Source organism: Streptomyces luteolus (assembly GCF_029968015.1).
Lineage (GTDB): Bacteria > Actinomycetota > Actinomycetes > Streptomycetales > Streptomycetaceae > Streptomyces > Streptomyces luteolus.
In genome coordinates this window covers 16,152-41,080 of the sequence record NZ_JASCIS010000063.1, presented here as the reverse complement: position 1 = coordinate 41,080, position 24,929 = coordinate 16,152, and the positions used below count along the sequence as shown (strand labels likewise).

Below are 24,929 nucleotides of genomic sequence, written 5' to 3'. Positions count from 1 at the left end.
CGCCTCGACGGCGAGGACGACGACCCAGAAGAACCAGTACAGCCAGCCGATGGAGAACCCGGCCCACCGGCCCAGCGCCCGGTCGGCGTACTCGGAGAACGAGCCCGACGTCGGATTCGCCGCGGCCATCTCCCCCAGCATCCGCATCACGAGCACGACCATCACGCCGACGAGCGCGTACGAGACGAGGATGGCGGGACCGGCCGCCGCGATACCGGCACTGGAACCGACGAAGAGCCCGGCTCCGATCACACCACCGATAGCGATCATGGAAAGGTGGCGGTTCTTGAGCCCCGCCTTCAGGCCGTCACCGGACGGAGCCTCTTCCGGGGGTGCGGAAGGGCTGTCTTGCTTCGCAAGGGACGGTTGCGAGGTCATGGACGAATCCTTAAGTTCTCGGGTTACGAGCCCATGCATTCAAACCTCTTAGTCGGATATACGGAAGACCTGATTCCGATTCGTTGCAAGGACCACCCCGGTCCCGAGGCGGGGCGACGACCCGGGGCGGCCCCACCCTCCCCGGCCGTGCCACACTCAGACGCATGCGCGTGTACCTCGGCTCGGATCATGCCGGCTATGAACTCAAGAACCACCTCGTCGAGTGGCTCAAGGCCCATGGGCACGAGCCCGTGGACTGCGGCCCCCACATCTACGACGCCCAGGACGACTACCCGCCGTTCTGCCTCCGCGCCGCCGAGCGGACGGCCGCGGACCCGGACTCCCTCGGCATCGTGATCGGCGGCTCCGGCAACGGCGAGCAGATCGCCGCGAACAAGGTCAAGGGCGTCCGCTGCGCCCTCGCCTGGAGCGAGCAGACCGCCGCGCTCGGCCGTGAGCACAACAACGCCAACGTGGTGTCGATCGGCGGCCGCATGCACACCCTCGACGAGGCGACGAAGTTCGTGGAGATCTTCTTGTCGACCCCGTACTCCGACGAGGAGCGCCACACGCGCCGCATCGAGATGCTCTCGGCTTACGAGACCACGGGCGAGCTGCCCCCCGTTCCGGCGCACCACCCGCAGCAGCCGTAAGTCCGAGGTCGACTCGGGCACCGTCGATCGCCCTCCGGGCTCGTCCTCAAACGCCGGACGGGCTGGATTTGCCGGCCAAGGCCGCAAAATTCAGCCCCTCCGGCGTTTGAGGAGCGGGGGTCCGGGGGCTGGCCCCCGTGCGACGGACCCGCACCGCATCACGAAACCTCCGGAGGAGACCCCCCGTGCCGGAAGGGCACACGATCCACCGCCTCGCCGCCGACCACCGAGACCGCTTCCTCGACCGGCAGGTCCGCGCAACCAGCCCCCAGGGCAAGTTCAGCGACGCCGCGGCCCTCCTCGACGGCCAGTCGCTGGACACCGCCGACGCCCACGGCAAGCACCTCTTCCTCGGCTTCGGCCCGGCCGGCCACGTCCACATCCACCTCGGCCTCTTCGGCAAGCTGAACTTCGGCGACGTGCCCGCCCCGCCGCCCACGGACACCGTCCGCCTCCGCCTCGTCGGCCCCACCGCGTACGCGGATCTGCGCGGGCCCACGACCTGCGCGCTGATCACGGACGCCGAGAAGCAGGCGATACACGAGCGCCTCGGCCCCGACCCGCTGCGCCCCGTCGACGGCACCACGAACGACCCGGACAAGGCGTGGCAGCGGATCTCCCGCTCCCGCAGCACCGTCGCCGCGCTGCTCATGGACCAGAAGGTCATCGCGGGCGTCGGCAACGTCTACCGCGCGGAAGTCCTCTTCCGGCACGGCATCGACCCGTACCGCCCCGGCAAGGACCTCGCGTACGACGAGTGGACCGCGATCTGGGACGATCTGGTCGGGCTGATGCGGGAGGGGGTGCGGCACAACCGCATCGACACCGTCCGCCCCGAGCACACGCCGGAGGCGATGGGCCGCCCGCCGAGGGTCGACGACCACGGCGGTGAGGTGTACGTCTACCGCAGGGCGAACCAGTCCTGCCACATCTGTGGCGGCGAGATCCGCACCGCCGATCTCGCCGCCCGCAATCTGTTCTGGTGCCCGGACTGCCAGCGAGGCCGGTGACAACTCCCGTACGGGACGGGCTCGTTCAGAAGCCGTGCGGCAGCCACGGCGCCACCGTGCCGGAGAACGCGAGCGAGGCCTCGGCGAGCGCGCCGCGCCGCTCCTCCCGCACCCGGCCCGCCGCCGCGAGAGCGGCCAGGGAGAACCCGCCGAGGTAGACCGTCCCCAACTCCCGTACGGACAAGGTGAGATCGGCCGGGTCGTCGGTGCGCGCGCAGACGGCGCCCTTCGGCCCGCCGGACAGCCGCCAACGGCCGGTGTTCCAGGGGCAGAACGGGTCGGAGACATCCAGGACGACATCCACGTCCGTGGCGTACGTCCGCGCCTCCAGGGCCGCGCCCACCTCCACCGGCCGCAGGAACAGGCCGTCCCGCAGCGCCACCGAGCAGCGGCGGATGTCGGAGACGAGGTGCTGCCAGGCGTCGTCGGCGGGGCGGTTGCGCATCGCCACCGTCGACATCAGGTCCAGGTCGAAGAGGTACCGGCACAGCGCGGCGTACGCGCCGGGCTCCGGCGCCTCCAGGTCCTCCACCGTGACCACCCCGGCCGGAACACCCGCGCCCTCCCACTCCGGCTTCAGGCGATACCGGGCATACCCGAGCACCTCGCCGCCGCGCTCGGCGAGCACGCACTGCAGCGCCGAACCGCCCGCCCGCTCCTGCGCCGGGTCGATCACTCCGTGCCGCTCCCAGCCGGGCCGCCGCACGAGCATCCCGGGTCGCGCCGCCGCCTGCCGCGCGTACACCGCCTCGCACCGGTCGAGGACGTCCGCCGGTTCGGCGAGCCGGAGCGTGAACTCATCGGTTCCGGGCGGGAGTTGGAGGCGTACCTGATCGGTCCGGATGCGGGCGCCGAGGCGCTGCGTCGCGACGCCGTACCCGAACCGGCCGTAGATCGCGGCCTCGGACGCGGTGAGTACGGATGGGGGTCCCCCCTGTTCGAGCGCAGTCGAGAACTTGGGGGAGGCTCGCCCAGGGCGCGTATGTCGTCGAGCTGGCGCCGCATCATCGACGTCAGGATGCCGCGCCGCCGGTGCGTGGGCGCGACGCCGACCATCGTGACGCCCGCCGTGCGCACGGCCGCGCCGCCCGGCACGGTCATCCGGAACGAGAACGCCCCCGCAGTACCGACGACCCCGTCCCCGTCCCCCTCCCAGACGCCGAGGGAGCGCTCGAACTCGGTGACGTCACGGTCAAAGGCGCGCACCTCATCGGGCCACCGCACTCCCCCGAAGGCGAGCTCCAGACCGCTGAACCAGCGCTCCCAGTCGTCGGGCTGCAGTACGCGTACATCCGTCGTCATGGGCCCATCCCTATCAACCCCCGTCGAGTGAGGGCGAGGGGATTTCTGCCGTCACGTCCGGGCCGTTCGTCCCGCTCGACAGAGGGACAACCGGTACCTCCCGTGCGCATCTCCAGAAAGCCTGTATAGAGTCCGCGAGCAATGGCGGTACGACATCGGAGCCGCCGCGACCCCGAGCGGCGCGCGGCAGCGGAGACGTTCCCGGCCCGGTTGCGCAAGCGTCTGCACCGGGCCCGCATCGCGCTGCGCAAATCCGGGGTCGACTACTTCCGCGGCGACGGCTCCGACTGGATCGCCCTGGCCGGGCTGCTCCTCACCATCCCGGTGATCGCCCTCGGCACGCTCGCGATTCCGGTCTGGTTCTCGCCCGCCCTGCTCGTCCTGCCGATCGTCGCGGGCGGCCTGCTGCTCCGCCCGGCCAGCCTGCTCGGCCTGTACGCGGCGGCCGCCGGAGCCCTGATCGTCGAGTCGGTGCAGCTCGGCCCGTACACCGAGGGCGCCTCGCGGGTCACGCCCGGCGTCGTCCTGACCGTGGCGGCCTGCGGCTTCTTCGGCCTGGTCATCGCGCAGTTCCGCAGCCGGGTCGGGGTGCCGTGGCGGCGCGGCGGCACGATGCTGTTCGACCTGCGCGAGCGGATCAAGACCCAGAGCAAGCTGCCGGGGCTGCCGCCCGGCTGGCACCGCGAGATGGCGCTGCGGCCCGCGGGCGGCCAGTCGTTCTCCGGTGACTTCGTGGTCGCCGCGCGCACGAGCGGCGGGCGCACGCTTGAGGTCGTCCTCACCGACGTCTCCGGCAAGGGCATGGACGCGGGCTCCCGTGCGCTGCTGCTCTCCGGTGCCTTCGGCGGACTGCTCGGCTCGCTGCCGCCGCACGCGTTCCTGCCCGCCGCCAACGGCTATCTGCTCCGCCAGGACTGGGACGAGGGCTTCGCGACCTCCATCCACCTCGCCCTCGACCTGGACTCCGGGGACTACGAGCTCCTCTCCGCGGGCCACCCGCCCGCCGTCCAGCTGCACGCCGGCACCGGCCGCTGGGAGGAGAAGTCCGCCGAGGGCCCGCTGCTCGGGGTGTACGACGGGGCGCAGTTCGACCCGGTGAAGGGGCGGCTCGGCCCCGGCGACGTGCTGATGCTGTTCACCGACGGCCTGGTGGAGACCGCCGAGCGCGACCTCTCCGAGGGCATCGACCGCCTGACCGGCGAGGCCGACCGCTACGTTGCCGGGGGCTTTCACGGGGCGGCGTGGCACCTGATCGAGGCGGTGGCGAAGGACGTCAACGACGACCGGGCGCTGCTGCTGCTCTGCCGGGACGCGTGAGTTTTCCCGTTCACCGCTGCCGGGTGCGGGCCGTCCTGGGCCGGTCGCGCAGTTCCCCGCGCCCCTGAAGGCCTGCGGCTGCGCCGCGCCTTCCTCGATGAGCGGCGGCGCAGCCGCATCGCTCAGGGGCGCGGGGAACTGCGCGAGGACGGACCACCGGGCCGCACCCGGCGACGACACCGAACCCCTACGGCGCGTACGACTCACACCCCGGCGCCGACCCGCTCCTCCACCGCCCCCACGGGAACCCCCCGCCGGACAGGCGACCGCCCCGCCGCAAGGGGCCCGAGAACCGCGAGCAGCAACACGTACCCCGCGATGAACGGCGACAGCCGCTCGTCCAGACCCGCGGCAGCGGCCATCGTGGCGAGGATCAGCGCGAACTCCCCTCGCGCGAGCAGCGTCGTCGAGATGTTCGCGGCGGGCCCGGCCCCGAAGTCGTACACCTTCGCCGCCGCCAGCCCCGCAAGCACGTTCATCAACAGCGTCAGCGCAACCGCGGCGAGCACCGGCCACAGCACCACCGGCAGGTCGCCGGGGTCGATGGAGAGGCCGAAGGCGAAGAAGAAGATCGCGCCGAACGCGTCCCGCAGCGGATGGACCAGCTTCCGGATGCGTTCGCCGGAGCTGGTGGAGCCGAGCATCAGGCCGACCATGAACGCGCCGATCGCGTCCGCGACCCCGAACCACTCGGAGACACCGGCGAGGAAGACGGCCGCGCCGAGGAAGGAGATGACGAGCAGCTCGTCGTCCGGGGTGTTGATGAGCCGGCCGACCAGCTTCGTACCGAACCGCGCGGCCAGCGCGAGCAGCAGCAGGAAGCCGAAGGCCTTGCCGCCGTCCATCAGGGCCGACGAGAGGCTGTCGGCGCCGGACAGGATGGGCTGGAGCGCGGCCAGGTAGAGGGCGAGGAAGACGTCCTCGACCACGATGATCCCGAGGATCGGCTTGGTCTCCGGGTTGCCGAGCCGACCCGTGTCCACCAGGACCTTGGTGACGATCGCCGAGGACGAGATGCCGAGCACCCCGGCGAGAACCAGCGCCTCGGAGGTGCCCCAGCCGAGGGCGAATCCGAAGCCCAGGCCCGCGCCGACGTTCAGCACGAGGTAGGCCCCGCCGGCGAGGGCCATCTTGCGGCCGCCCGCCTTGAGGTCGTCCATGTGGAACTCGAGGCCGAGGTAGAAGAGCAGCAGCACCAGGCCGAGCGCCGAGAGCATCTCCAGGTCGTGCGGGTCGGACAGCAGCACCCAGCCGGGGGTGTGCGGGCCGAGGAGGATCCCGGCCAGGATGAAGAGGGGAATGGTGGGCAGTCCGATCCGGCCGCCGAGGCGGGCGAGGACTGCGGCGGCGAGGAAGGCGCCGCCCATGGCTATCAGGGTGTCCGCGTGTCCGATGGGCCGTACCTCCGAGTCAGGTCGTGCGCGGTCGGGTGGGCATACGTGACGCCCCTTCGGCAAGCAAAGGGCGCGTCAAGAAAGCGTCAATAATTAGGTTACCAAACGATTGAAGGCGAAACTGAGGGTCCGGTGCCGGGGCCTCCGCTCGCGTACGGGAGAATGCCGGGCAGGGAAGCGCGGCAGGATCCGCGGCGGGAGGGGGCACGGATGGAGCGGCAGCAGCAGCGGCAGCAGCAGCGGCAGCAGCCGCGTCGGAGGCTGAGCCTCACCGAGGTCGAGGCCCTCGCCCGGGACGCCCACGCCACGCAGACCGACAAGGCGGGACGGCCGTACGCCGAGCATCTCGCCGCCGTCGCCGAGGGAGTGCGCGTCCGAGGGGGCGACGACGAACAGATCGCCGCGGCCTGGCTGCACGACGCGATCGAGGACGCGGCCCTCACCGAGCAGTGGCTGGCCGACGCCCCGCTCACGGCCCGTACGAAACAGATCGTCCTGGCCCTCACCAAACGCCCCGGCGAGAACCCGCGAGGCTACGCCGACCGCATCCTCGCGACTCCCGGCGCCACCCTCGTCAAAACCGCCGATCTCGCGCACAATGCCGATCCGGCCCGGCTCGCCGCCCTGGACGAGCCGACGCGATGGGGGTACCTCCCTGCTCGAGCGCAGTCGAGAGCTTGGGGGACGGCTGACCCGCAAGTACGCGGAGATGCGCGGCCTGCTCGGACTCGGGGACGACGCATGACGAACGGCGCCAGGACTCAACTACACAGCAGGGCAAAGAGGTTGGCGATGAGAGGTTCCCGCGCGTGGTGAACGTGGTGGGTGGGGTGGGCGCCTCGGCGGAGCCGCACGACGACATGACCGCGGCGGCCGGGCGGCTCGACCTGCGGACCTGGCGCTGGCGGCCCGCCGCGCGCCGCCCGGTCGCGGCCGCCGCCGCACTCCTCCTCGCCGCCGTGACCACGCAGTTCGCCCGCGCCGCCTACCCGGCGGGCCCGGTGGCGTACGGACTGCTGGGCAGCGCACTCGTCGTCGCCGCTGTCGGCGCGCTCGCCGCCAGGACCGACAGGGGCGCCCCCGCGTCCGTCGCGGGCCGCGGCAACCGCGGGCTCGCGGCCGTACTCCTTGTGATCGCCGCCCTGTTCGCCGTGGCCGGTGCCTGGACCGCGGCCGACGCGCACGCGCTGCCCGGCGCGGCCCGGCTCGCCGTCACTGCGGCCGCCGTCGCGCTCGGCCTGCTGCTGCTCGGGCTGTGCACGCCGTTCGCCCGCGCCGGGCTCGTCGGCGCGGGCGCCGCCGTGGCGCTCACCGCGCTGTGGGAACTGGCCGCGCTCGCCGTCGACGGCGCACCGGCCCGGCTCGGCGCCCTGCTCGCGCTCGCCTCGCTCGTCCTGCTCGGCCTGCTGCCCCGGATCGCGCTGCGCGCCACCGGCCTGACGGCCATCGACGACCGGCGCGCGGCGGGCAGTTCGGTCAGCCGCCACCATGTCGCCGACGCGCTCGCCGACACCCACCGCGGCCTCGTCGCCGCCACCGTCCTCACGGCGGCCTCGGCGGCGGCCGCGGGCTGGCTGCTCACCTCGGCCGCGCCCACGCCGTGGACGGTCCTGGCCACCGCGGTCACCGCCGTCGTACTCCTCGCCAGGGCACGGGCGTTCCCGCTGGCCGTCGAGGTCGTCGCGGTGTTCGCGGCCGCCGCCGTACTCGTCGTACGGCTCGCGGAGCTCTGGCTGCGCGGCACGGACGGGCCGGGCCCGCTCCTGCTGCTCGGCCTGGCCGCGGCCCTGCCGCTGCTCGCCCTCGTCCTGCAGCCCGCGCCGCCGCTCGCGCAGCGGCTGCGGCGCGCGGCCGACCTGGTCGAATCGATCGGAGTGGTCGGCCTGTTGCCGCTCACGGTCGGAGTCTTCGGTGTGTACGCGCACCTGCTCGGCGGATCCTGAACGGGCAGCAGGGGAGAGGGACATGATGCCGAACGGAGACCAGGACCGGCCCGAGCACCACACGGGCCCGGAGGCGGTACACGGTGCGGGCTCGCCCGGCCCGTCCTTGGCGAAGGCCACGGACAGTGGGGGTACGGGAACGGGAACGGGAACGGGAGCGGGCACCGGTACCCGCACCGCCGATGCTCCTCCGCTCCTCGACGACTTCGCGGAGCCGACTCCCGCACCGACCCCTGCCCCGAGTCCGGCACCGGCGCCTGCGCAGGCTCCCGCCCCGGCTCCCGCCCCGGCCGTGCCGCTTCCCGACGCCCCGACCGCCGTACTCAGGGACGTCGTCCCCGAAGGGGTCTCAGTACCGCTTCCGCCCGCGCGGCCCGACGGTTCGGTGCCCTCATCGATGCCCGCTCCGGAAGAGGTGACAGCCGTCATCCCGTCCGTACCGGTGCCCTCCTCCGCCCCGGACCTCTCCGCCGCGCCCCCGCTCGGCCGCCCCACGGCAGTCGAACAGCAGACCCAGCCGCCCGCCGCGCCCCCGCAGGCCCCGCCGCGGTCCCCGTACGCCCCGCCCGGCGCGGCCCCCGCGCCCGGCACGTTCAGCTCGCTGCCGGTCGTGGACGACTCGCTCGCCGGAACCCGGCGCAAGCCGCGGCACGGCGAACCGCTCGTCGGCCGCGCCCTGCGGGCCGTGCGCCGCACCGTCTCCTCGTCGGCGGCGCGCGAGGTCGCCGAGGCCTCCCGTACCGCCGAGACGCTGCAGCAGCCGGTGGCCACGGGGCGGCAGATCGCCGTCACCTCGATCCGGGGCGGCGCGGGCAAGTCCACGGTCGCCGCGCTGCTCGGCCGGACCTACGCGCACTACCGGCACGACCCGGTGCTGCTCGTGGAGGCCGACCCGGCACTCGGCACCCTGCCGTTCCGGCTCGGCGCCGAGTCGCTGCGCTGGACGGTGCGCGACCTCGCCGGGATGCTCGAACCGTCCATGTCCCTGCTCGACGTCACCGGCTACCTCGTCCAACTCCCCGACAACGCCTGGCTGTTGCCGGGCAGCAAGGGCGAGGTCGGCGCGATGCTCGACACCAAGGCGTACGAGAAGGCCATGGTGGCGCTGCGCCGCTACTTCGGCGTGACCGTCGTGGACTGCGAGACCCTGCCCGCAGAGGTGGCCCGCACGGCGCTCTCCGCCGCCCACTCCCGGGTCCTGGTCGCCCCCGCCACGTTCGAGGGCGTGGCCAGCACCCACTCCGTACTGAAGTGGATGTCGGGCCTGCCCCGGCAGGTCGTCGCGGGCACGGTCGTCGTCCTCACGGAGGCCGTGCCGCACGGGGGCCTCGACGTGGACAAGGCGGTCGAGAAGCTGCGCGCCACGGGAGCGGCCGTACATCTCCTGCCGTACGACCGCCACCTCGCGGCCGGCGGCGAGATCAGCACAGAACTGCTCGCCCACTCGACCCGCGAGGCGGTCACACAGGTTGCGGCGGAGGCGCTGGCGCTGTCGCTCAGGCGACCGTAAATCCAGCCCGTCCGGCGTTTGAGGACGAGGCCGCAGGCCGATGAAGCGGGGGTCTGGGGGCGCAGCCCCCAGGTGCCGAGCCCCGGACAACGGTGCGGGTCGTCCTCCTTAAGACCTACCGACGCGACCGCGCAACCGCCGCCGCGTCCCGCTTGAACGCCCACTCCATCCTCGGCTCCATCGCGAAGCGGAACGCCCGCTGCACCGGCGGGGTGCACAGAACTGTGACGACCGCCGCCGCGACCACGGTCACGAAGATCTCGCCGAGTGGCTTGTGCAGCCACTCGTAGTCGTCGAACCAGCCCCAGAAGCGGGAGCCCTTGGCGAGGAAGCCGTGCAGCAGGTAGCCGTACAGCGTGCCCGCGCCAAGGATCGTGAACCACATCTTCCGTTTGGGAACCCAGGCGAAGAAGCAGGCGACGAGGACCAGCGAGCAGCCGAGCAGCGCGAGCGTCATCACGACACCGCTCCACCACGGCGCCCCCAACTCCTGCGCGCTGTCGCGGTGGTAGAACCACGCCGACGTCATCCGCGGCCCGGCCCAGTACGCGAGCAGCAGCGCGCACGCGAAGACCGGGATCGAGAGCAGCTTGACCTCACGACGCCGCACGAGCTGGAAGTGCTCCGGCTTCATGAACAGGCCGATGACGAAGAACGGCAGGAACTGCAGGACGCGCTGCAGATCGAGGTCGTCGCCGATGTCGGGCGAGACCGAGGCGAGCACGGCGATCGCGATCGACAGCGGAATCGGCCAGCGCACCAGCTTCCACAGCGGAGTGGTCATCCGCCAGACGAACAGCGCGGCCAGGAACCAGGTCAGGTACCAGGGGTCGAGCAGGCTGATCGGCTGCGTCGGATCGTCGTCCGCCCACCTCTTGAAGAAGGTGTACGCGACCTCGAAGATCACGAACGGCACGAGCACACCCGTCACCAGGCGCTTGAGCCGGTCCGCGCGCATGTCGAAACTGCGCGAGAAATAGCCGGAGATCAGGATGAAGGCCGGCATGTGGAACGTGTAGACGGTCATGTACAGCGCCTCGGCGGCGCGGCTTCCGTCTGTCAGCGGCTCCCATGAGTGCCCCATCGCGACCAGCACAATGGCCAAGTACTTCGCGTTGTCGAAGAAGGCGTCACGCTGTTTCGCGGGCTTCGCGCCGGGCGCGGTCCGCGTGCTCGCGTCGGCGGACGCGTCTGTTCCGCCCTGCGACGGCCGCGGGTTCGGCACAGCGGATGCCGATTCCCCGGCCGGGGGCAGCGGGTTTCTCTGGTGGCCACCCGGGCGCAGCGAATTCGTCACAGGCCCTCCCGCCACGTACTCGGGAAGTCGATCCGTGACCGCACTGCGCCTTCGGAGGTGGAGGAGGCAGCGTGGAACATCTGATGCACCCTAGCGGCGGACGAGTGTTTTCGTAAAACGTCTGCGGACTACCGGCGCGATATCCGCTTATGCCTGTCCGAGTACCCTCACATGCCGCCCTCATGCCCTCACTCATAGGGACTTCACAGGCTTCGCAGGGAGATCCATCTCACCAATGCGGCCTGAATGTACGCCCGTTGTGTCCTTCTTGATCCGGATTGATCGGGGCATATCGTCCGCAGGCGACTCCGGTGAAATGTCCCGCTTCAATTACGCGATTCCCTCAACCACCGGACCACCGCGAGAACTTGCCCACACCGTCGCGGAGCCCGGGGATCAATCGAGGCGATGTGGCGGCACCGACAATTCGAATTCCCTGCGAACGCGCAGAACAACTCCCGGAAGTGGGATACGTGTGCGCCGTCACAGCCGAGGTATGCGCGGGGGTGTGACCGCTGTCGCACAGGGAAACGATCAAGCCGAAATCCGCGGCCGTCTCCAACGCCGAATTCCGGCCACACCGCGGACTTCCGGCGCCCGGCGTCCCAGGTGCCACAGTTGCGTGCGTGCGCCCCGGTGGTGCGCCGGTGCCGCGCGGGGCCGTACGGACGTGCTCGTCATTGGCCAACGATGTCTCACCCGCCGCATAGCCAGGGCCCGTTGGTGGCACGATGGTTCTGGCGGGGGCGTGCGGGGTGCGTGCCTCCGAGCGGGAGTGCGGACCGACCTAGGGTGTGATCAATGTGGCGATTTCGCTGTCTGTGGTGCTGCTGTTGGCGATCATTCTTGTGGTGCTGATCCGCGGGGGCTCGCTCAAGGCGGGGCCTGCGGTCGTCGCCATACTCTTCGGCTTCTTCCTGGCCTCGACCGGCATGGCCGACGACATCCAACGCTTCCTGGACTCGATAGCGGAGACCCTCAACTCCATCCAGTTCTGACGCCCGGGCATCCGGTTCCGCCCGAGCCCGTCGGCCGCGGTGTCCGCCCGCGCACGCGAAAAAGCCTCCGGCCCGGTCCGTGTCTGCGCTCTCGCGCGAAACGGACCGGGCCGGAGGCCACAGAGCGGGCGACGGGAATCGAACCCGCGTAGCTAGTTTGGAAGACTAGGGCTCTACCATTGAGCTACGCCCGCAAGCACCGCACCGCAGGTCACGCCGACCGCGGTACGAAGAGCATCGTAGCGGGTCGGCCCCCCGCGGCGCACACCCCATCCTTCCGAGGTCCCCGCGAAACCCCTCCCGCGCCCCCGCGAATCCCCTTCGAAGCCCCCTCCGTACCCCCATGAACAATGCGGGAGCCGCATGCTCGGCGGGCATGTACCCTACGTGTCGCACCGACGGGGTGTGGCGCAGCTTGGTAGCGCGTCCGCTTTGGGAGCGGAAGGCCGTGGGTTCAAATCCCGCCACCCCGACCAGCACTGATTCCCTCGGCGTTTCCGACGTTCTCCGACGTTCCCCGTGGCCCGCCATGGAACCCGGTGGTTCTTCGCTGTCGTACGGGTACGGGGGCCGCTCGGCGCGGTCCGTCAAGATCGCCTTTTGGGGCGCGTACCTGCTGCGGTTACTATGCAAGCTGCGCGCCCGTGTGTCTCACGTCTGATGAAGTTCTCCCGGGCGACCCAATCCGCTGAAGCCCTCCCACCGCCCAGTCGCGGCGGGGCCAGGCCCAGCAGAACCCAAGAAGTCAGCCACCAAGGAGACCGAACCGTGAAGAGCGCCGTGGAGACCCTGAACCCGACCCGGGTTCGGCTCACTGTCGAGGTGCCCTTCGAGGAGCTCAAGGACAGCCTCGACGCGGCGTACAAGAAGATCAACCAGCAGGTCACGGTCAAGGGCTTCCGCAAGGGCAAGATCCCCGCGCGCGTCATCGACCAGCGCTTCGGCCGCGGTGCGGTCCTCGAAGAGGCGGTCAACGACGCGCTGCCGAAGTTCTACACCGAGGCGGTCAACGAGGCCGAGCTCAACGTCCTCGGCCAGCCCGAGGTCGACATCACGGAGCTGAAGGACGGCGAGACGCTGAACTTCACCGCCGAGGTCGACATCCGCCCCGAGATCGAGATCCCGGACTACTCCGGCATCGAGGTCGAGGTCGACGCGGTCGAGGTCACCGACGAGGACGTCGAGAAGTCCGTGGAGCAGCTCCGCGAGCGCTTCGCGTCCACGACCCCGGTCGAGCGCGCCGCCGCCGAGGGTGACGTGCTCACCATCGACCTGGAGGCCAAGGTCGAGGGCGAGGTCCTCGAGGACGGCGTCGCGGGCGGTGTCTCGTACACCATCGGCTCCGGCGAGCTCCTCGACGGCATCGACGAGGCCGTCACCGGTCTGGAGAGCGGCGGCGAGGCCACCTTCACCTCGCAGCTCAAGGGCGGCTCCGCCGAGGGCAAGGACGCCGAGGTCACCGTCAAGGTCACGCAGGTCGCCGCGCGCGAACTGCCCGAGCTCGACGACGAGTTCGCGCAGCTGGCCTCCGAGTTCGACACCCTGGACGAGCTCAAGGCGGACAGCCGCAAGCGCCTCGAGAACATGAAGCAGTACGACCAGGCCACGCAGGCCCAGGAGCGCGTCCTGGAGAAGCTGCTCGAGCTGGTCGAGGTGCCCGTCCCCGAGAAGCTGCTCGAGGACGAGGTCCACACCCGTAAGCACAACCTCGAGAACCACCAGCTCGCGCAGATGGGCCTCGACCTCGCCAAGTACCTGGAGATCCAGGGCAAGTCGGCCGAGGACTTCGAAGCCGAGACCCGCGAGCAGGCCGTCAAGGGCATCAAGACCCAGTTCGTCCTCGACGAGCTGGTCAACAAGGAGAAGCTGAACGTCAACCAGGAGGAGCTCACCGAGCACCTCATGCGGCGCGCCCAGTCCTCCGGCATGTCCCCCGACCAGTTCGCCCAGGCCGTCGTCGAGGGCGGCCAGGTCCCGATGCTGGTCGGCGAGGTCGCCCGCGGCAAGGCCCTCGCGGTCGTCGTCGAGGCCGCCACGGTCAAGGACACGAATGGTGAGGTCGTCGACCTCTCGGACGAGGAGGAGGCCTCCGAGGGCGGCGAGACCGTCGAGGCGGACGAGGCCAAGTCCGAGGCCTGAGCTTCGCGCTCTGCATAAGCGGTACTGAGCCCCCGGAACCTGGCAGGTTCCGGGGGCTCACGCGTCCCCGTCGGGGGCGCGGGGGACTGCGCGCTCAGCCCCCACGAGCCGCAGACGCGTCTGCCACGGTCTGTCCTACGGCGGCCGCGGCCCGTCGCGGGCTGGTCGCGCAGTTCCCCGCGCCCCTGACGGGGCACCCGGCGCGTACCCCCGACCGCCCCTGACGGGGCACCCGGCGCGTACCCCCGACCGCCCCTGACGGGGCACCCCGCGCGTACCCCTGACCGCCCCTGCGAGGAACCTGCGCTCACAGCGAACAGTTCCCTCTCCGGGATTCCCCGAAGGGACCCGCGCGTTAGGGTCCATAACTACGAGGGCAGGGGAGTCCCCGAAAGAGGCTCCTGGCCCGCAGAAGACGTGAGACGGCCCGGCGCCGTCGCAAGACGAGCAGGTGGATACGTGACGAATCTGATGCCCTCCGCCGCCGGCGAGCCCTCCATCGGTGGTGGCCTCGGCGACCAGGTCTACAACCGGCTGCTCAACGAGCGGATCATCTTCCTCGGTCAGCCGGTCGACGACGACATTGCCAACAAGATCACCGCGCAGCTGCTGCTCCTGGCCGCCGACCCGGAAAAGGACATCTTCCTTTACATCAACAGCCCCGGTGGCTCGATCACGGCCGGCATGGCGATCTACGACACCATGCAGTACATCAAGAACGACGTGGTGACGATCGCCATGGGCATGGCCGCCTCCATGGGCCAGTTCCTGCTCAGCGCGGGCACCCCCGGCAAGCGCTTCGCCCTGCCGAACGCCGAGATCCTGATCCACCAGCCGTCCGCGGGCCTCGCGGGTTCCGCGTCGGACATCAAGATCCACGCCGAGCGGCTGCTGCTGACCAAGAAGAAGATGGCCGAGCTGACGGCCTTCCACACCGGCCAGACCGTCGAGCAGGTGACCCGCGACTCGGACCGCGACCGCTGGTTCGACCCGCAGGAGGCCAAGGAGTACGGCCTCATCGACGACATCATGCCCACGGCCGCCGGAATGCCGGGCGGCGGCGGCACCGGGGCCTGAGCGCCCCTGAGGGGCTGCTGCCACACCCCCGCCTGCCGCCGGACGGACGGCGGGGGCGTGACAGCAGCCCCTCGCCCCCAGCCGACCCAGCTCACTCCAGGAGAACCCCAGTGAACGATTTCCCCGGCAGCGGCCTCTACGACCGCGTGCGCGCCGAGCAGGCCGCCGGCCAGTACACCGGCCCGAGCGCCGAGTCCCGGTACGTCATCCCGCGCTTCGTCGAGCGCACCTCGCAGGGCGTGCGTGAGTACGACCCGTACGCGAAGCTGTTCGAGGAGCGCGTGATCTTCCTCGGCGTGCAGATCGACGACGCCTCCGCCAACGACGTCATGGCGCAGCTCCTGTGCCTGGAGTCGATGGACCCGGACCGGGACATCTCGGTCTACATCAACAGCCCCGGCGGCTCCTTCACGGCGCTCACCGCGATCTACGACACGATGCAGTTCGTGAAGCCGGACATCCAGACGGTCTGCATGGGCCAGGCCGCCTCGGCCGCCGCGGTCCTGCTCGCCGCCGGTACGCCCGGCAAGCGCATGGCCCTGCCGAACGCGCGCGTGCTGATCCACCAGCCGTACAGCGAGACCGGCCGCGGTCAGGTCTCCGACCTGGAGATCGCCGCGAACGAGATCCTCCGCATGCGTTCGCAGCTGGAGGAGATGCTGGCCAAGCACTCGACGACGCCGATCGACAAGATCCGCGACGACATCGAGCGCGACAAGATCCTCACTGCCGAGGACGCGCTGTCGTACGGCCTGATCGACCAGATCATCTCGACGCGCAAGATGAACGCGTCGGTCGCCTGACCCGAGCACAGCAGTATCTGCAGCCCCTTGGCGCGGTTGGCGGAAGAAGTGAACCGCGCCAAGGGGGGCCCGAACGGGGGGCCCGGCAAGGTACCGTCGGATATGAGGCACCAGGAGCCGTCTTCACGGGCGTCTCCCAGGCGAAGGGGAAGCACCTCGTGGCACGCATCGGTGACGGCGGCGATCTGCTCAAGTGCTCGTTCTGCGGAAAGAGTCAGAAGCAGGTCAAGAAGCTCATCGCAGGCCCCGGTGTGTACATCTGCGACGAGTGCATCGACCTCTGCAACGAGATCATCGAGGAAGAGCTGGCGGAGACCAGTGAGGTCCGGTGGGAGGAACTCCCCAAGCCTCGCGAGATCTACGAGTTCCTCGAGGGTTACGTCGTAGGTCAGGAATCGGCCAAGAAGGCCCTCTCGGTCGCGGTGTACAACCACTACAAGCGGGTCCAGGCCGGAGAGAACGGCGGGGCCCAAGGGCGCGACGACGCCATCGAGTTGGCGAAGTCCAACATCCTGCTGCTCGGCCCCACCGGCTCGGGCAAGACCCTCCTCGCCCAGACCCTGGCCCGGATGCTGAACGTCCCGTTCGCGATCGCGGACGCCACGGCGCTGACCGAGGCGGGCTATGTCGGCGAGGACGTAGAGAACATCCTCCTGAAGCTGATCCAGGCCGCGGACTACGACGTCAAGAAGGCCGAGACCGGCATCATCTACATCGACGAGATCGACAAGGTGGCTCGCAAGTCAGAGAACCCGTCGATCACGCGTGACGTCTCCGGCGAAGGCGTGCAGCAGGCCCTCCTCAAGATCCTTGAGGGCACGACGGCCTCGGTCCCGCCGCAGGGCGGCCGTAAGCACCCGCACCAGGAGTTCATCCAGATCGACACGACGAACGTGCTGTTCATCGTGGGCGGAGCCTTCGCAGGTCTGGAGAAGATCATCGAGGGCCGGGCGGGCGCCAAGGGCATCGGCTTCGGCGCGACGATCCACTCCAAGCGGGAGCTGGAGGAGAAGGACCAGTTCGAGGACGTCATGCCCGAGGACCTGGTGAAGTTCGGGATGATCCCCGAGTTCATCGGCCGCCTCCCGGTCATCACGTCGGTCCACAACCTCGACCGCGAGGCCCTGCTGCAGATCCTGGTCGAGCCGCGCAACGCGCTGGTGAAGCAGTACCAGCGCCTCTTCGAACTCGACGGCGTGGAGCTGGACTTCGAGCGCGAGGCCCTGGAGGCCATCGCCGACCAGGCGATCCTGCGCCAGACCGGCGCCCGCGGCCTGCGCGCCATCATGGAGGAGGTCCTCCAGTCGGTGATGTACGAAGTCCCGTCCCGCAAGGACGTGGCCCGCGTCGTCATCACCCCGGACGTCGTCCACTCCAACGTCAACCCGACGCTGGTCCCGCGCATCGTGGGCAAGAACGACGGACGCCACGAGAAGAGCGCGTGACGCTCCGCTGCCTGAACGGAGAAGGGGCCCGGCCAGTTGTTCTGGCCGGGCCCCTTCTTTTCGGTCAGATCGTGAATGGGGCTTGGTCCTCTGAGCCCTTCATGATCGTATTGCCGCTGACCAGGCTCGGAAAACGGGAGGGAACGAACGTGAAATCGCTGAAGAAGAGGCGAGTGCTCGCTGCGATGGGGCTGGCGATCGCGGCCGGCGTGACTCCGGTGGCCACCGCATCGCCCGCCGCGGCAGACATCCCCAGCTGCCTCTTCTACCTCGAAGACCGAGGCTACGTCGTGGGGAAAGGCGTGACGAGCGCCTGCCGGACGGGGTCGAATCCCACTGAGTTCAGGGCCTGTTACAAGAAGCTCACGAGTCTCGGTGTCAGGTCCGCGCACGCCGACACGGCGTGTGCCCTGGCCGGCCGCTGAGGCTGAGCTCTCGACGCCTCGGGGTCGGCCGAAAGGCGGAGGGGGTTCCCGGCCGACCGGCCGGGAACCCCCTCTGTTGCGTGGTGCGACTCACTTGGCCTCGACGCGGACCTCATCGCGGACCTTGGCGGTGGTGGCGGCCGCCTCGTCGATGGACATGCTCTTGCCGGACAGGATCGCCTGGGTGTCCGTCGTGACGACGAGAGCGAAGGTGCTGTGGTCGGCCCACAGGCACATCGGCATCGTGATCGGCTTGGAGTTGCCGGAGTCGGAGCCGAGGGCCGCGCCCATGTTGATCTCGGCCTCCTGGCACTTCATGACGCCGCCCTCGAACCCGGCGGGGTTCATCTCCTGCGGCTCGCCGATCATCTTGCCCTGCGACGGGTTCTTGCCAGCCTCCTCCTTCATGCCCGCGAAGCCGGCGTCGAGGAAGGCCTCGGGGTCCTCGATCTCGCCGTAGGCGCCGTTGAACTGGATCAACTTCGTCGCCATCGGGTTGCTCTCGTCCTTCGACTCGTACTGCGAGCCGACCTCCTTGCCGTTCTTCAGGCCCCACTTCTCCGCGTCCCGGACCTGACCGCCGGACTCGGTGCCCGCCTTCTTCTTGTACTCACCGAGCAGCGTCGCCGGGGTCGTCAGCTCGTACGTCTTGCCGTCGTCGGCGACATCGCTGCCACCGCCGCTGTCCGACGTGAAGAACCACACGCCGCCCGCGACCAGTGCGACCGCCACGACCGCGGCGATGATGATGCCCGCCTTCTTGCCGCCGCCACCGCCCTGCGGCGGGGGCGGGACCTGGCCGTACGGGGGCTGCTGGCCGTACGGGCCGGGCGCCTGCTGCTGCGGGTAGCCGTAGCCCTGCTGCGGCGGGACGCCCTGGGGGGCCTGCTGCGGGTAGCCGTAGCCGGGCTGCGGCGCCTGCGGCTGCTGGCCGTAGGGGCCCGGCTGCTGCGGCTGACCCGGCTGACCGTACGGTCCGGGCTGCTGGGGCTGGCCGCCGTACGGGCCCGGCTGGTTGTAGCTCATTCCTCTGTCCCCTCCAGAACTTATGCGTATCCAACATCCTGACCGAAGGCGCCGCGGAGCGGGGCGCCGGGGGTCACACCGTTACCAAGGAATCTGGTTTCGGTACGGGACCGTGACGGCTCTAAACTGTCCGTCGTGACCGAGAACACTCAGCATCAGAACAGCAGCGTCCCCGAGCCCGAACTGCCGAAGACCTACGCTCCGGCCGAGGTAGAGGGGCCGTTGTACGAGCGCTGGGTAGACCGCGGTTACTTCGCCGCCGACGCCAAGAGCGAGAAGCCGCCGTACACCGTCGTCATCCCCCCGCCGAACGTCACGGGCAGCCTGCACCTGGGGCACGCCTTCGAGCACACGCTCATCGACGCGTTGACGCGCCGCAAGCGCATGCAGGGCTTCGAGACGCTGTGGCAGCCCGGCATGGACCACGCGGGCATCGCCACGCAGAACGTCGTGGAGCGCGAGCTCGCCAAGGAGGGCAAGTCCCGCCACGACCTGGGCCGGGAGGCGTTCGTCGAGCGCGTCTGGCAGTGGAAGAACGAGTCCGGCGGCCAGATCTCCGGCCAGATGCGCCGCCTCGGCGACGGCGTGGACTGGGACCGTGAGCGCTTCACCATGGACGAGGGCCTGTCCCAGGCGGTCAAGACCCTCTTCAAGAAGCTGTACGACGACGAGTTGATCTACCGCGCCGAGCGCATCATCAACTGGTGCCCGCGCTGTCTGACGGCCATCTCGGACATCGAGGTGGAGTACCAGGACGACGAGGGCGAGCTCGTCTCGGTCAAGTACGGCGAGGGTGAGGAGACGCTCGTCGTCGCCACCACGCGTGCCGAGACGATGCTCGGCGACACCGCCGTCGCGGTCCACCCGGACGACGAGCGGTACGCGCACCTCATCGGCAAGCGGATCAAGCTGCCGCTGACCGACCGCTCGATCCCGGTCGTCGCGGACACGCACGTCGACCCGGAGTTCGGCACCGGCGCCGTCAAGGTCACCCCGGCCCACGACCCGAACGACTTCGAGATCGGCCAGCGTCACGACCTGCCCAACATCGCGGTCATGGACGAGCACGCCGTCATCACCGCGCACGGCCCGTTCCAGGGCCTCGACCGCCTGGAGGCCCGCTCCGCGATCGTCGGCGCGCTGCGCGCCGAGGGCCGGATCGTCGCCGAGAAGCGGCCGTACACCCACTCGGTGGGCCACTGCTCGCGCTGCAAGACGACCGTCGAGCCGCGCCTGTCCATGCAGTGGTGGGTCAAGGTCGGCCCGCTCGCGAAGGCCGCCGGTGACGCGGTCCGCGACGGCAAGGTCAAGGTCCACCCGCAGGAGATGGAGAAGCGGTACTTCGACTGGGTCGACAACCTCCACGACTGGTGCATCTCGCGGCAGTTGTGGTGGGGCCACCGCATCCCCGTCTGGTACGGGCCGAACGGCGAGGTCGTCTGCCTAGGCCCGGACGACGAGGAGCCGACGGGCGAGGGCTGGACGCAGGACACCGACGTCCTGGACACCTGGTTCTCGTCGGGCCTGTGGCCGTTCTCCACGCTCGGCTGGCCCGAACAGACCGAGTCGCTCGAGAAGTTCTATCCGAACTCCGTCCTGGTCACCGGGTACGACATCCTGTTCTTCTGGGTCGCCCGGATGATGATGTTCGGCCTGTACGCGATGGACGGCACCCCGCCGTTCCACACGATCGTGCTGCACGGCATGGTCCGCGACCAGTTCGGCAAGAAGATGTCGAAGTCCTTCGGCAACGCGGTCAACCCGCTCGACTGGATGGACAAGTACGGCTCGGACGCCCTGCGGTTCACCCTGGCCCGCGGCGCCAACCCGGGCGTGGACGTCCCGATCGGCGAGGACTGGGTCCAGGGCTCGCGCAACTTCGCCAACAAGATCTGGAACGCCACCCGCTTCGCGCTGATGAACGGCGCCACGGTCGAAGGTGAACTCCCGCCCGCCGAGCGCCTGTCGGCGACCGACCGGTGGATCCTGTCGCGGCTCAACTCGGTCGTCGCCGAGGTGGACGCGTACTACGAGGACTACCAGTTCGCGAAGCTCTCGGACGCGCTGTTCCACTTCGCCTGGGACGAAGTCTTCGACTGGTACGTCGAGTTGACGAAGACCACGTTCCAGGAGGGCGGTCAGGCCGCCGAGGACACCAAGCGCGTCCTCGGTGAGGTCCTGGACGTCACGCTGAAGCTGCTGCACCCGGTCGTCCCGTTCGTCACGGAGACGCTGTGGACGACGCTCACGGGCAACGAGTCCCTGGTGATCGCCGACTGGCCGACCGCTGTGTCCGTTCCTGGGGCTGACGCCCCGGGCGGCTTCCGGGACGAGGCCGCCGAGCGGGAGATCGAGACGCTCCAGCAGGTCATCACCGAGGTCCGCCGGTTCCGTTCCGACCAGGGCCTGCAGCCCGGCCAGAAGGTCCCGGCCCGGCTCACCCTGGACGGCACGGCGCTCGCGCCGCACGAGGCGGCCATCCGCCAGCTGCTCCGCCTGCAGCCGGAGGGCGAGGGCTTCGCCGCCACGGCGACGCTGCCGGTCTCCGGTGCCACGGTCGCGCTCGACCTCTCCGGCACGATCGACGTCGCCGCCGAGCGCAAGCGCCTCGCCAAGGACCTGGCGGCGGCCGAGAAGGAGATCACGGCCGCCAACGCCAAGCTCACCAACGAGGCGTTCCTGGCCAAGGCCCCCGACCAGGTCGTGGACAAGATCCGCGGCCGGCTCAGCAAGGCCGAGGCCGACATCGAGCGCATCAAGGGCCAGCTGGACGCGCTGCCCGCGGCGTAACGCGTGCCCGGCCGTCACGGCCGTACGAAGGCCCCGGAACCGTCACGTCACGGTCCGGGGCCTTCGCGCGTACGGGCCTCCCGGCTGCCAGGGCCCGTCTCCCCGATCTTTGCGGGCCCGCGACTCCCCCAGCCTCCGGCCGGGAGGTGCCCCCAGGCACGGCACCTCGCCGCACGCCCGAATCACCCAAGTACGTCCAGTACGAGGGCGATCCGGGCGCACGCCGATGCACCCTCCCCCAAGCTCTCGGCTCCTCCCCCAGCCTCCGGCCGGGAGGTGCCCCCAGAGCAGGGAGGTACCCCCTCGACGCCGCGGGCTGATCCGCAAAGATCGGAGAGACGGGCCCTAGGCGGTCCGCAGGCCGAGGCGGACCAACTCCGCGTCCGCGAGGGCGTCCAGGGTCTCCGGGTCGCCCTCGCGCCAGCCCTCGGCGAGGCTGCCCGGGGTCGCGTCCTCCAGGGTCTTCGCCGTACGGGACACCTCGTCCAGGGGGCGCATCAGGGCGCGCAGGGCGAGGAGTTCGCGCCCGTCCTCGGAGGCGGCAAGCTCGTACGCGGCGGCCGCCTGCCGGATCCAGCGCAGCCGGCGCGGCAGCCACAGCACGAGGACGAGCCCGACGGGGACCAGGAAGACGAGGACGGCGCCGCCCGCGGCGAGCCCCTGGGCGACCGCCTGCCCGCCGTCGAACCGGTCACCGGCGCCCGCGACTCCGCGCAGCGCGGCGTCCAACCGCTCGCCGACCAGGGGCATGTCGGCGGCGGACCGGCCGAAGCGGCCGAGGCCGGAGCCCGAGCCGCGGCCGTGCGCCGAGGGGGTCGTCACGGGGCGCGCGACGTGCTGCGCGAGCCGATACGCGATCATCGCGGCCGCGGCCCACGCCGCGGTCCACAGCAGGACCGCGGTGTCGCCGAGCAGCTGCCGCACTCTGCGGCCGGAGTTCTGGGCGTACCACATGCACCGATTGCACCCCCGCCGCGCGGCAGCTCCGGCAAACCGCGCCGTGGCCCGTGCGGCCGGTCCCCGGAACGGGCCAGTGGGGCTCAGGAGGCTCCTGTGGGGCTCAGGAGGCGCCTGTGGGGCTCAGGATGCGCCTGTGGTGCCGTACATCACGTGATTCAGGACGGAAGTCCCATGAATCGGGCCGAACGACCCCGGATGATGGAAGACATGCACATACGGTCCGCCCTGGAGGCGCTCAGCGGATGGGCGGCCCTCGGGAGCCGCCTCGTCCGGCGCTCGGCGGACCGGCCGCGTGCGCTCGACGTGCTGACCGCGCTCAGCTGCCTGGCCGTGATGGCGCTCGACGTGCCGGGCCTCGCCGCGGCCGACAACTCCCTCGACACGCGCCTGCAGGCCGGGCTCGTCCTGACCGCGAGCGCGTCGACGCTGCTCGTGCGGCGCCGGGCGCCGTGGCTCGCGTACGCCGTGGGGCTCGGGCTGCTCGGGTGGCTGCACGAGCTGACCCTCGTCCAGTTCGCGCTGTACTCCGTCGCCAGGTTCTGGGGCAGGCGGGCCGGGGTGGCGGCGGGAGTGCTGTACGCCGTGGTCGCGTACGCGCTGTTCAACCTGCCGGGGTGGCCGGTGAGCAGGGCCGGGTCGGTCGCCGAGTTCCTGTCCCTGGTCGTGCCGGTCGGGGCGCTCGCCGTCGGCGTCGGCATCGCGGCGAACCGGCAGGACCTGGTGCGCGCCCTGGAGAAGCAGCGCGCCACGACCGCCGTGCTCGAAGCGGTGCAGAGTGAGCGGTCGCGGGTCGCGGGGGACGTGCACGACTTCGTGGGGCGGGAGTTGACGCTGCTCACGGTGCGCTCGGAGGTGCTGGCCCGCAGGGCGCGCGGCGAGGCGTACGCGCAGGACTTCGAGGAACTGTCGGAGACCGCGCGCCGGGCCCACCGGGTGCTCAACGAGATCATCGTGCAGCGCGGCGCCGACGGCGCTCCCACGCCCGGACTCGACGGCCTGACCGCACTCGCGGAGCAGAGCGCACGGGCGGGCAGCGCGGTCGACCTCGACGTGGACGACGCGGCGTTCCGGCTCTCGCCGCTGCGCCAGGCGGCCGTCTACCGAGTGGTCCAGGAGTGCCTGACCAACGCCGCGAAGCACGCGCCGGGCGAGCCCGTCACCGTCCGCGTCGGCATCGGCGACGGCAGCGCCCGTATCGCCGTCAGCAACGTCCTGCCCGCCTCGGGGCCCGGCCGCGCGCCGGTGTCGGCGGGGACGGGCACGGCCGGGATGGCGGAGCGGGTGCGGAGCGTCGGCGGGACTTTCGAGGCGGGGCGCGGGGACGGCACGTACGAGGTGCTTGCGGAGCTGCCGGCCGGCGCCGGGCTCTGAGGCGACCGGGCTCAGGCGGCCGTCATCAGCCGCTGCAGCGCGTCGAAGTCCTCCACGCACTTGCCGCAGCCCAGGGCCACCGAGTCCAGCGGATCGTCGGCCACGACGACCGGGATGCCCGTGGCCGAGGCGAGGCGCAGGTCGAGGCCGGGCAGCAGGGCGCCGCCGCCGGTCAGCACGATGCCGTGCTCCATGACGTCGCCGGACAGCTCGGGCGGGCAGTCCTCCAGCGTGGCCCGTACGGCCGTGATGACCGCCTCGACCGGCTCGTCCAGGGCGGCCCGCACCTCCTTCACCGTCAGGTCGACGGTCTTCGGCAGGCCGCGGACCTTCTCCCGCCCGCGGACCGGGTACGACCGCATCTCGAAGGCGTCCGCGCCCGGCACCGGCCAGGCCGAGCCGATGGCGACCTTGATGTCCTCGGCGGTGCGCTCGCCGATGAGCAGCCCGTGTTCCTTGCGTACGTAGTCGGTGATCGCGGCGTCCAGACGGTGGCCGCCGACCCGCAGGGACTGGGCGGTGACGATCCCGCCGAGGGAGATCACGGCGACCTCGGCGGTGCCGCCGCCGATGTCCACGACCATCGAGCCGCGCGGCTCGGACACCGGCAGGCCCGCCCCGATCGCCGCGGCCATCGGCTCCTCGATCAGGTGCACGGCCCGCGCCCCGGCCCGCTGCGCGGCGTGCACGATCGCGCGCCGCTCGACCGGCGTGACCCCGCTGGGCACGCAGACGACCAGGCGGATTCGTGGGCGGCGGCCCGGTACGGCCTTGCGGACGAAGTGCCGGATCATCTCCTCGGCGGCCTCGAAGTCGCTGATCACGCCGTCCCGCAAAGGGCGGATCGCAGTGATCGACCCCGGCGTGCGGCCGATGGTCTCCTTGGCCTCCGTGCCGACCGCGAGCGCGGAGCGGCTGCCCTCGCGGACGGCCACGACCGAGGGTTCGTTGAGCACGATGCCCTGGCCGCGGGCGTAGAGCAGGGTGTTGGCGGTGCCGAGGTCGATGCCTATGTCCATGATCGCCAAGTCTGCCCGGCGAATCCGCGGACCGGCGGGCCGAACGTCCCGAACCGGGCGGGTCGAACGTCC

General features: G+C 70.8%; 19 protein-coding genes, 2 tRNA genes and 2 pseudogenes. 15 read left to right on the top strand and 8 right to left on the bottom strand.

All coding sequences use genetic code 11. The features are described from left to right. On the bottom strand, nt 1-378 hold a 378-nt coding region (locus QIT00_RS35675), incomplete at its 3' end, for an amino acid permease (protein ID WP_282539653.1). Nucleotides 379-542: 164 nt separating this feature from the next. Between QIT00_RS35675 and QIT00_RS35670 the strand changes: the two genes are divergently transcribed. After that, a complete protein-coding gene (locus tag QIT00_RS35670; protein WP_282539652.1) occupies nt 543-1,031 on the top strand; it encodes a ribose-5-phosphate isomerase in 489 nt (162 codons plus the stop codon). 185 nt (nt 1,032-1,216) lie between these two features. Next, nucleotides 1,217-2,041 carry an Fpg/Nei family DNA glycosylase gene (locus QIT00_RS35665; RefSeq protein ID WP_282539651.1) on the top strand — a complete coding sequence of 275 codons (825 nt, stop codon included), beginning with the start codon at nt 1,217-1,219 and terminating at the stop codon, nt 2,039-2,041. A gap of 25 nt (nt 2,042-2,066) precedes the next feature. Here the strand turns inward: QIT00_RS35665 and QIT00_RS35660 are convergent. Then, nucleotides 2,067-3,343 (bottom strand): annotated as a pseudogene (locus QIT00_RS35660) (GNAT family N-acetyltransferase). 141 nt (nt 3,344-3,484) lie between these two features. Between QIT00_RS35660 and QIT00_RS35655 the strand changes: the two are divergent. Continuing rightward, nucleotides 3,485-4,660, top strand: a complete 1,176-nt coding sequence (locus QIT00_RS35655; protein ID WP_282539650.1) for a PP2C family protein-serine/threonine phosphatase — start codon at nt 3,485-3,487, stop codon at nt 4,658-4,660. Nucleotides 4,661-4,863: 203 nt separating this feature from the next. Here QIT00_RS35655 and QIT00_RS35650 read toward each other — a convergent pair whose 3' ends face one another. Continuing rightward, the gene (locus QIT00_RS35650; protein ID WP_282539649.1) at nt 4,864-6,027 is read right to left on the bottom strand and encodes a cation:proton antiporter; all 1,164 of its coding nucleotides are present in this window, start codon (nt 6,025-6,027) and stop codon (nt 4,864-4,866) included. 237 nt (nt 6,028-6,264) lie between these two features. On the opposite strand from QIT00_RS35650, the pseudogene QIT00_RS35645 reads away from it, so the two are divergent. The 3 genes and pseudogenes from QIT00_RS35645 (at nt 6,265) to QIT00_RS35635 (ending at nt 9,507) form a co-directional block, all read left to right on the top strand. After that, a pseudogene (locus QIT00_RS35645) lies at nt 6,265-6,799 on the top strand (HD domain-containing protein). A 64-nt stretch (nt 6,800-6,863) separates the two neighbouring features. Continuing rightward, nucleotides 6,864-7,997 (top strand): type VII secretion integral membrane protein EccD, encoded by a 1,134-nt coding sequence (locus tag QIT00_RS35640; protein ID WP_282539648.1) that lies wholly within the window; start codon nt 6,864-6,866, stop codon nt 7,995-7,997. Between the two features lie 397 nt (nt 7,998-8,394). Next, nucleotides 8,395-9,507, top strand: coding sequence for a MinD/ParA family ATP-binding protein (locus tag QIT00_RS35635; RefSeq protein WP_282539647.1), 1,113 nt, complete (start codon nt 8,395-8,397; stop codon nt 9,505-9,507). Between the two features lie 115 nt (nt 9,508-9,622). Here QIT00_RS35635 and QIT00_RS35630 read toward each other — a convergent pair whose 3' ends face one another. Further along, complete coding sequence (locus QIT00_RS35630) at nt 9,623-10,732, bottom strand: acyltransferase family protein (protein WP_408909920.1); 1,110 nt, start codon at nt 10,730-10,732, stop codon at nt 9,623-9,625. A gap of 875 nt (nt 10,733-11,607) precedes the next feature. On the opposite strand from QIT00_RS35630, the gene QIT00_RS35625 reads away from it, so the two are divergent. Further along, a complete protein-coding gene (locus QIT00_RS35625; protein ID WP_282539645.1) occupies nt 11,608-11,802 on the top strand; it encodes a hypothetical protein in 195 nt (64 codons plus the stop codon). A 123-nt stretch (nt 11,803-11,925) separates the two neighbouring features. On the opposite strand, the gene QIT00_RS35620 is transcribed toward QIT00_RS35625, so the two are convergent. Beyond that, nucleotides 11,926-11,996 (bottom strand) — tRNA-Gly (locus QIT00_RS35620). Between the two features lie 205 nt (nt 11,997-12,201). Between QIT00_RS35620 and QIT00_RS35615 the strand changes: the two genes are divergently transcribed. The 6 genes from QIT00_RS35615 to QIT00_RS35590 all read left to right on the top strand — a co-directional run bounded on the left by QIT00_RS35615 (nt 12,202) and on the right by QIT00_RS35590 (nt 17,691). Next, nucleotides 12,202-12,278: transfer RNA gene (locus tag QIT00_RS35615), tRNA-Pro, on the top strand. A 292-nt stretch (nt 12,279-12,570) separates the two neighbouring features. Then, nucleotides 12,571-13,941, top strand: a complete 1,371-nt coding sequence (tig, locus tag QIT00_RS35610; RefSeq protein WP_282539644.1) for a trigger factor — start codon at nt 12,571-12,573, stop codon at nt 13,939-13,941. Nucleotides 13,942-14,412: 471 nt separating this feature from the next. Continuing rightward, nucleotides 14,413-15,018 carry an ATP-dependent Clp protease proteolytic subunit gene (locus QIT00_RS35605; protein WP_282515113.1) on the top strand — a complete coding sequence of 202 codons (606 nt, stop codon included), beginning with the start codon at nt 14,413-14,415 and terminating at the stop codon, nt 15,016-15,018. A gap of 110 nt (nt 15,019-15,128) precedes the next feature. Continuing rightward, nucleotides 15,129-15,821, top strand: coding sequence for an ATP-dependent Clp protease proteolytic subunit (locus QIT00_RS35600; RefSeq protein ID WP_282539643.1), 693 nt, complete (start codon nt 15,129-15,131; stop codon nt 15,819-15,821). A gap of 158 nt (nt 15,822-15,979) precedes the next feature. Next, the gene (clpX, locus tag QIT00_RS35595; RefSeq protein WP_282539642.1) at nt 15,980-17,266 is read left to right on the top strand and encodes an ATP-dependent Clp protease ATP-binding subunit ClpX; all 1,287 of its coding nucleotides are present in this window, start codon (nt 15,980-15,982) and stop codon (nt 17,264-17,266) included. 101 nt (nt 17,267-17,367) lie between these two features. Then, nucleotides 17,368-17,691 carry a hypothetical protein gene (locus tag QIT00_RS35590; protein ID WP_282539641.1) on the top strand — a complete coding sequence of 108 codons (324 nt, stop codon included), beginning with the start codon at nt 17,368-17,370 and terminating at the stop codon, nt 17,689-17,691. A gap of 90 nt (nt 17,692-17,781) precedes the next feature. Here the strand turns inward: QIT00_RS35590 and QIT00_RS35585 are convergent, their stop codons facing one another. Continuing rightward, nucleotides 17,782-18,717: a hypothetical protein gene (locus QIT00_RS35585; RefSeq protein WP_282539640.1), complete on the bottom strand. Its 936-nt coding sequence runs from the start codon at nt 18,715-18,717 to the stop codon at nt 17,782-17,784. 135 nt (nt 18,718-18,852) lie between these two features. Between QIT00_RS35585 and QIT00_RS35580 the strand changes: the two genes are divergently transcribed. After that, complete coding sequence (locus QIT00_RS35580) at nt 18,853-21,507, top strand: valine--tRNA ligase (RefSeq protein WP_282539639.1); 2,655 nt, start codon at nt 18,853-18,855, stop codon at nt 21,505-21,507. A 345-nt stretch (nt 21,508-21,852) separates the two neighbouring features. Here QIT00_RS35580 and QIT00_RS35575 read toward each other — a convergent pair whose 3' ends face one another. After that, the gene (locus tag QIT00_RS35575) at nt 21,853-22,461 is read right to left on the bottom strand and encodes a hypothetical protein (protein WP_282539638.1); all 609 of its coding nucleotides are present in this window, start codon (nt 22,459-22,461) and stop codon (nt 21,853-21,855) included. A gap of 213 nt (nt 22,462-22,674) precedes the next feature. On the opposite strand from QIT00_RS35575, the gene QIT00_RS35570 reads away from it, so the two are divergent. Continuing rightward, nucleotides 22,675-23,838, top strand: coding sequence for a sensor histidine kinase (locus QIT00_RS35570; protein ID WP_282539637.1), 1,164 nt, complete (start codon nt 22,675-22,677; stop codon nt 23,836-23,838). An 11-nt stretch (nt 23,839-23,849) separates the two neighbouring features. On the opposite strand, the gene QIT00_RS35565 is transcribed toward QIT00_RS35570, so the two are convergent. Continuing rightward, nucleotides 23,850-24,857, bottom strand: coding sequence for a rod shape-determining protein (locus tag QIT00_RS35565; RefSeq protein ID WP_282539636.1), 1,008 nt, complete (start codon nt 24,855-24,857; stop codon nt 23,850-23,852). Nucleotides 24,858-24,929 lie beyond the last annotated feature (72 nt).

Coding starts and splice junctions, on each gene's coding strand:
- QIT00_RS35635 (WP_282539647.1), top strand. CDS start 8,395: ATGCCCGCTCCGGAAGAGGTGACAGCCGTCATCCCGTCCGTACCGGTG.
- QIT00_RS35565 (WP_282539636.1), bottom strand. CDS start 24,857: ATGGACATAGGCATCGACCTCGGCACCGCCAACACCCTGCTCTACGCC.
- QIT00_RS35590 (WP_282539641.1), top strand. CDS start 17,368: ATGATCGTATTGCCGCTGACCAGGCTCGGAAAACGGGAGGGAACGAAC.
- QIT00_RS35605 (WP_282515113.1), top strand. CDS start 14,413: ATGCCCTCCGCCGCCGGCGAGCCCTCCATCGGTGGTGGCCTCGGCGAC.
- QIT00_RS35650 (WP_282539649.1), bottom strand. CDS start 6,027: ATGGGCGGCGCCTTCCTCGCCGCCGCAGTCCTCGCCCGCCTCGGCGGC.
- QIT00_RS35575 (WP_282539638.1), bottom strand. CDS start 22,461: ATGTGGTACGCCCAGAACTCCGGCCGCAGAGTGCGGCAGCTGCTCGGC.
- QIT00_RS35670 (WP_282539652.1), top strand. CDS start 543: ATGCGCGTGTACCTCGGCTCGGATCATGCCGGCTATGAACTCAAGAAC.
- QIT00_RS35655 (WP_282539650.1), top strand. CDS start 3,485: ATGGCGGTACGACATCGGAGCCGCCGCGACCCCGAGCGGCGCGCGGCA.
- QIT00_RS35585 (WP_282539640.1), bottom strand. CDS start 18,717: ATGAGCTACAACCAGCCGGGCCCGTACGGCGGCCAGCCCCAGCAGCCC.
- QIT00_RS35570 (WP_282539637.1), top strand. CDS start 22,675: ATGCACATACGGTCCGCCCTGGAGGCGCTCAGCGGATGGGCGGCCCTC.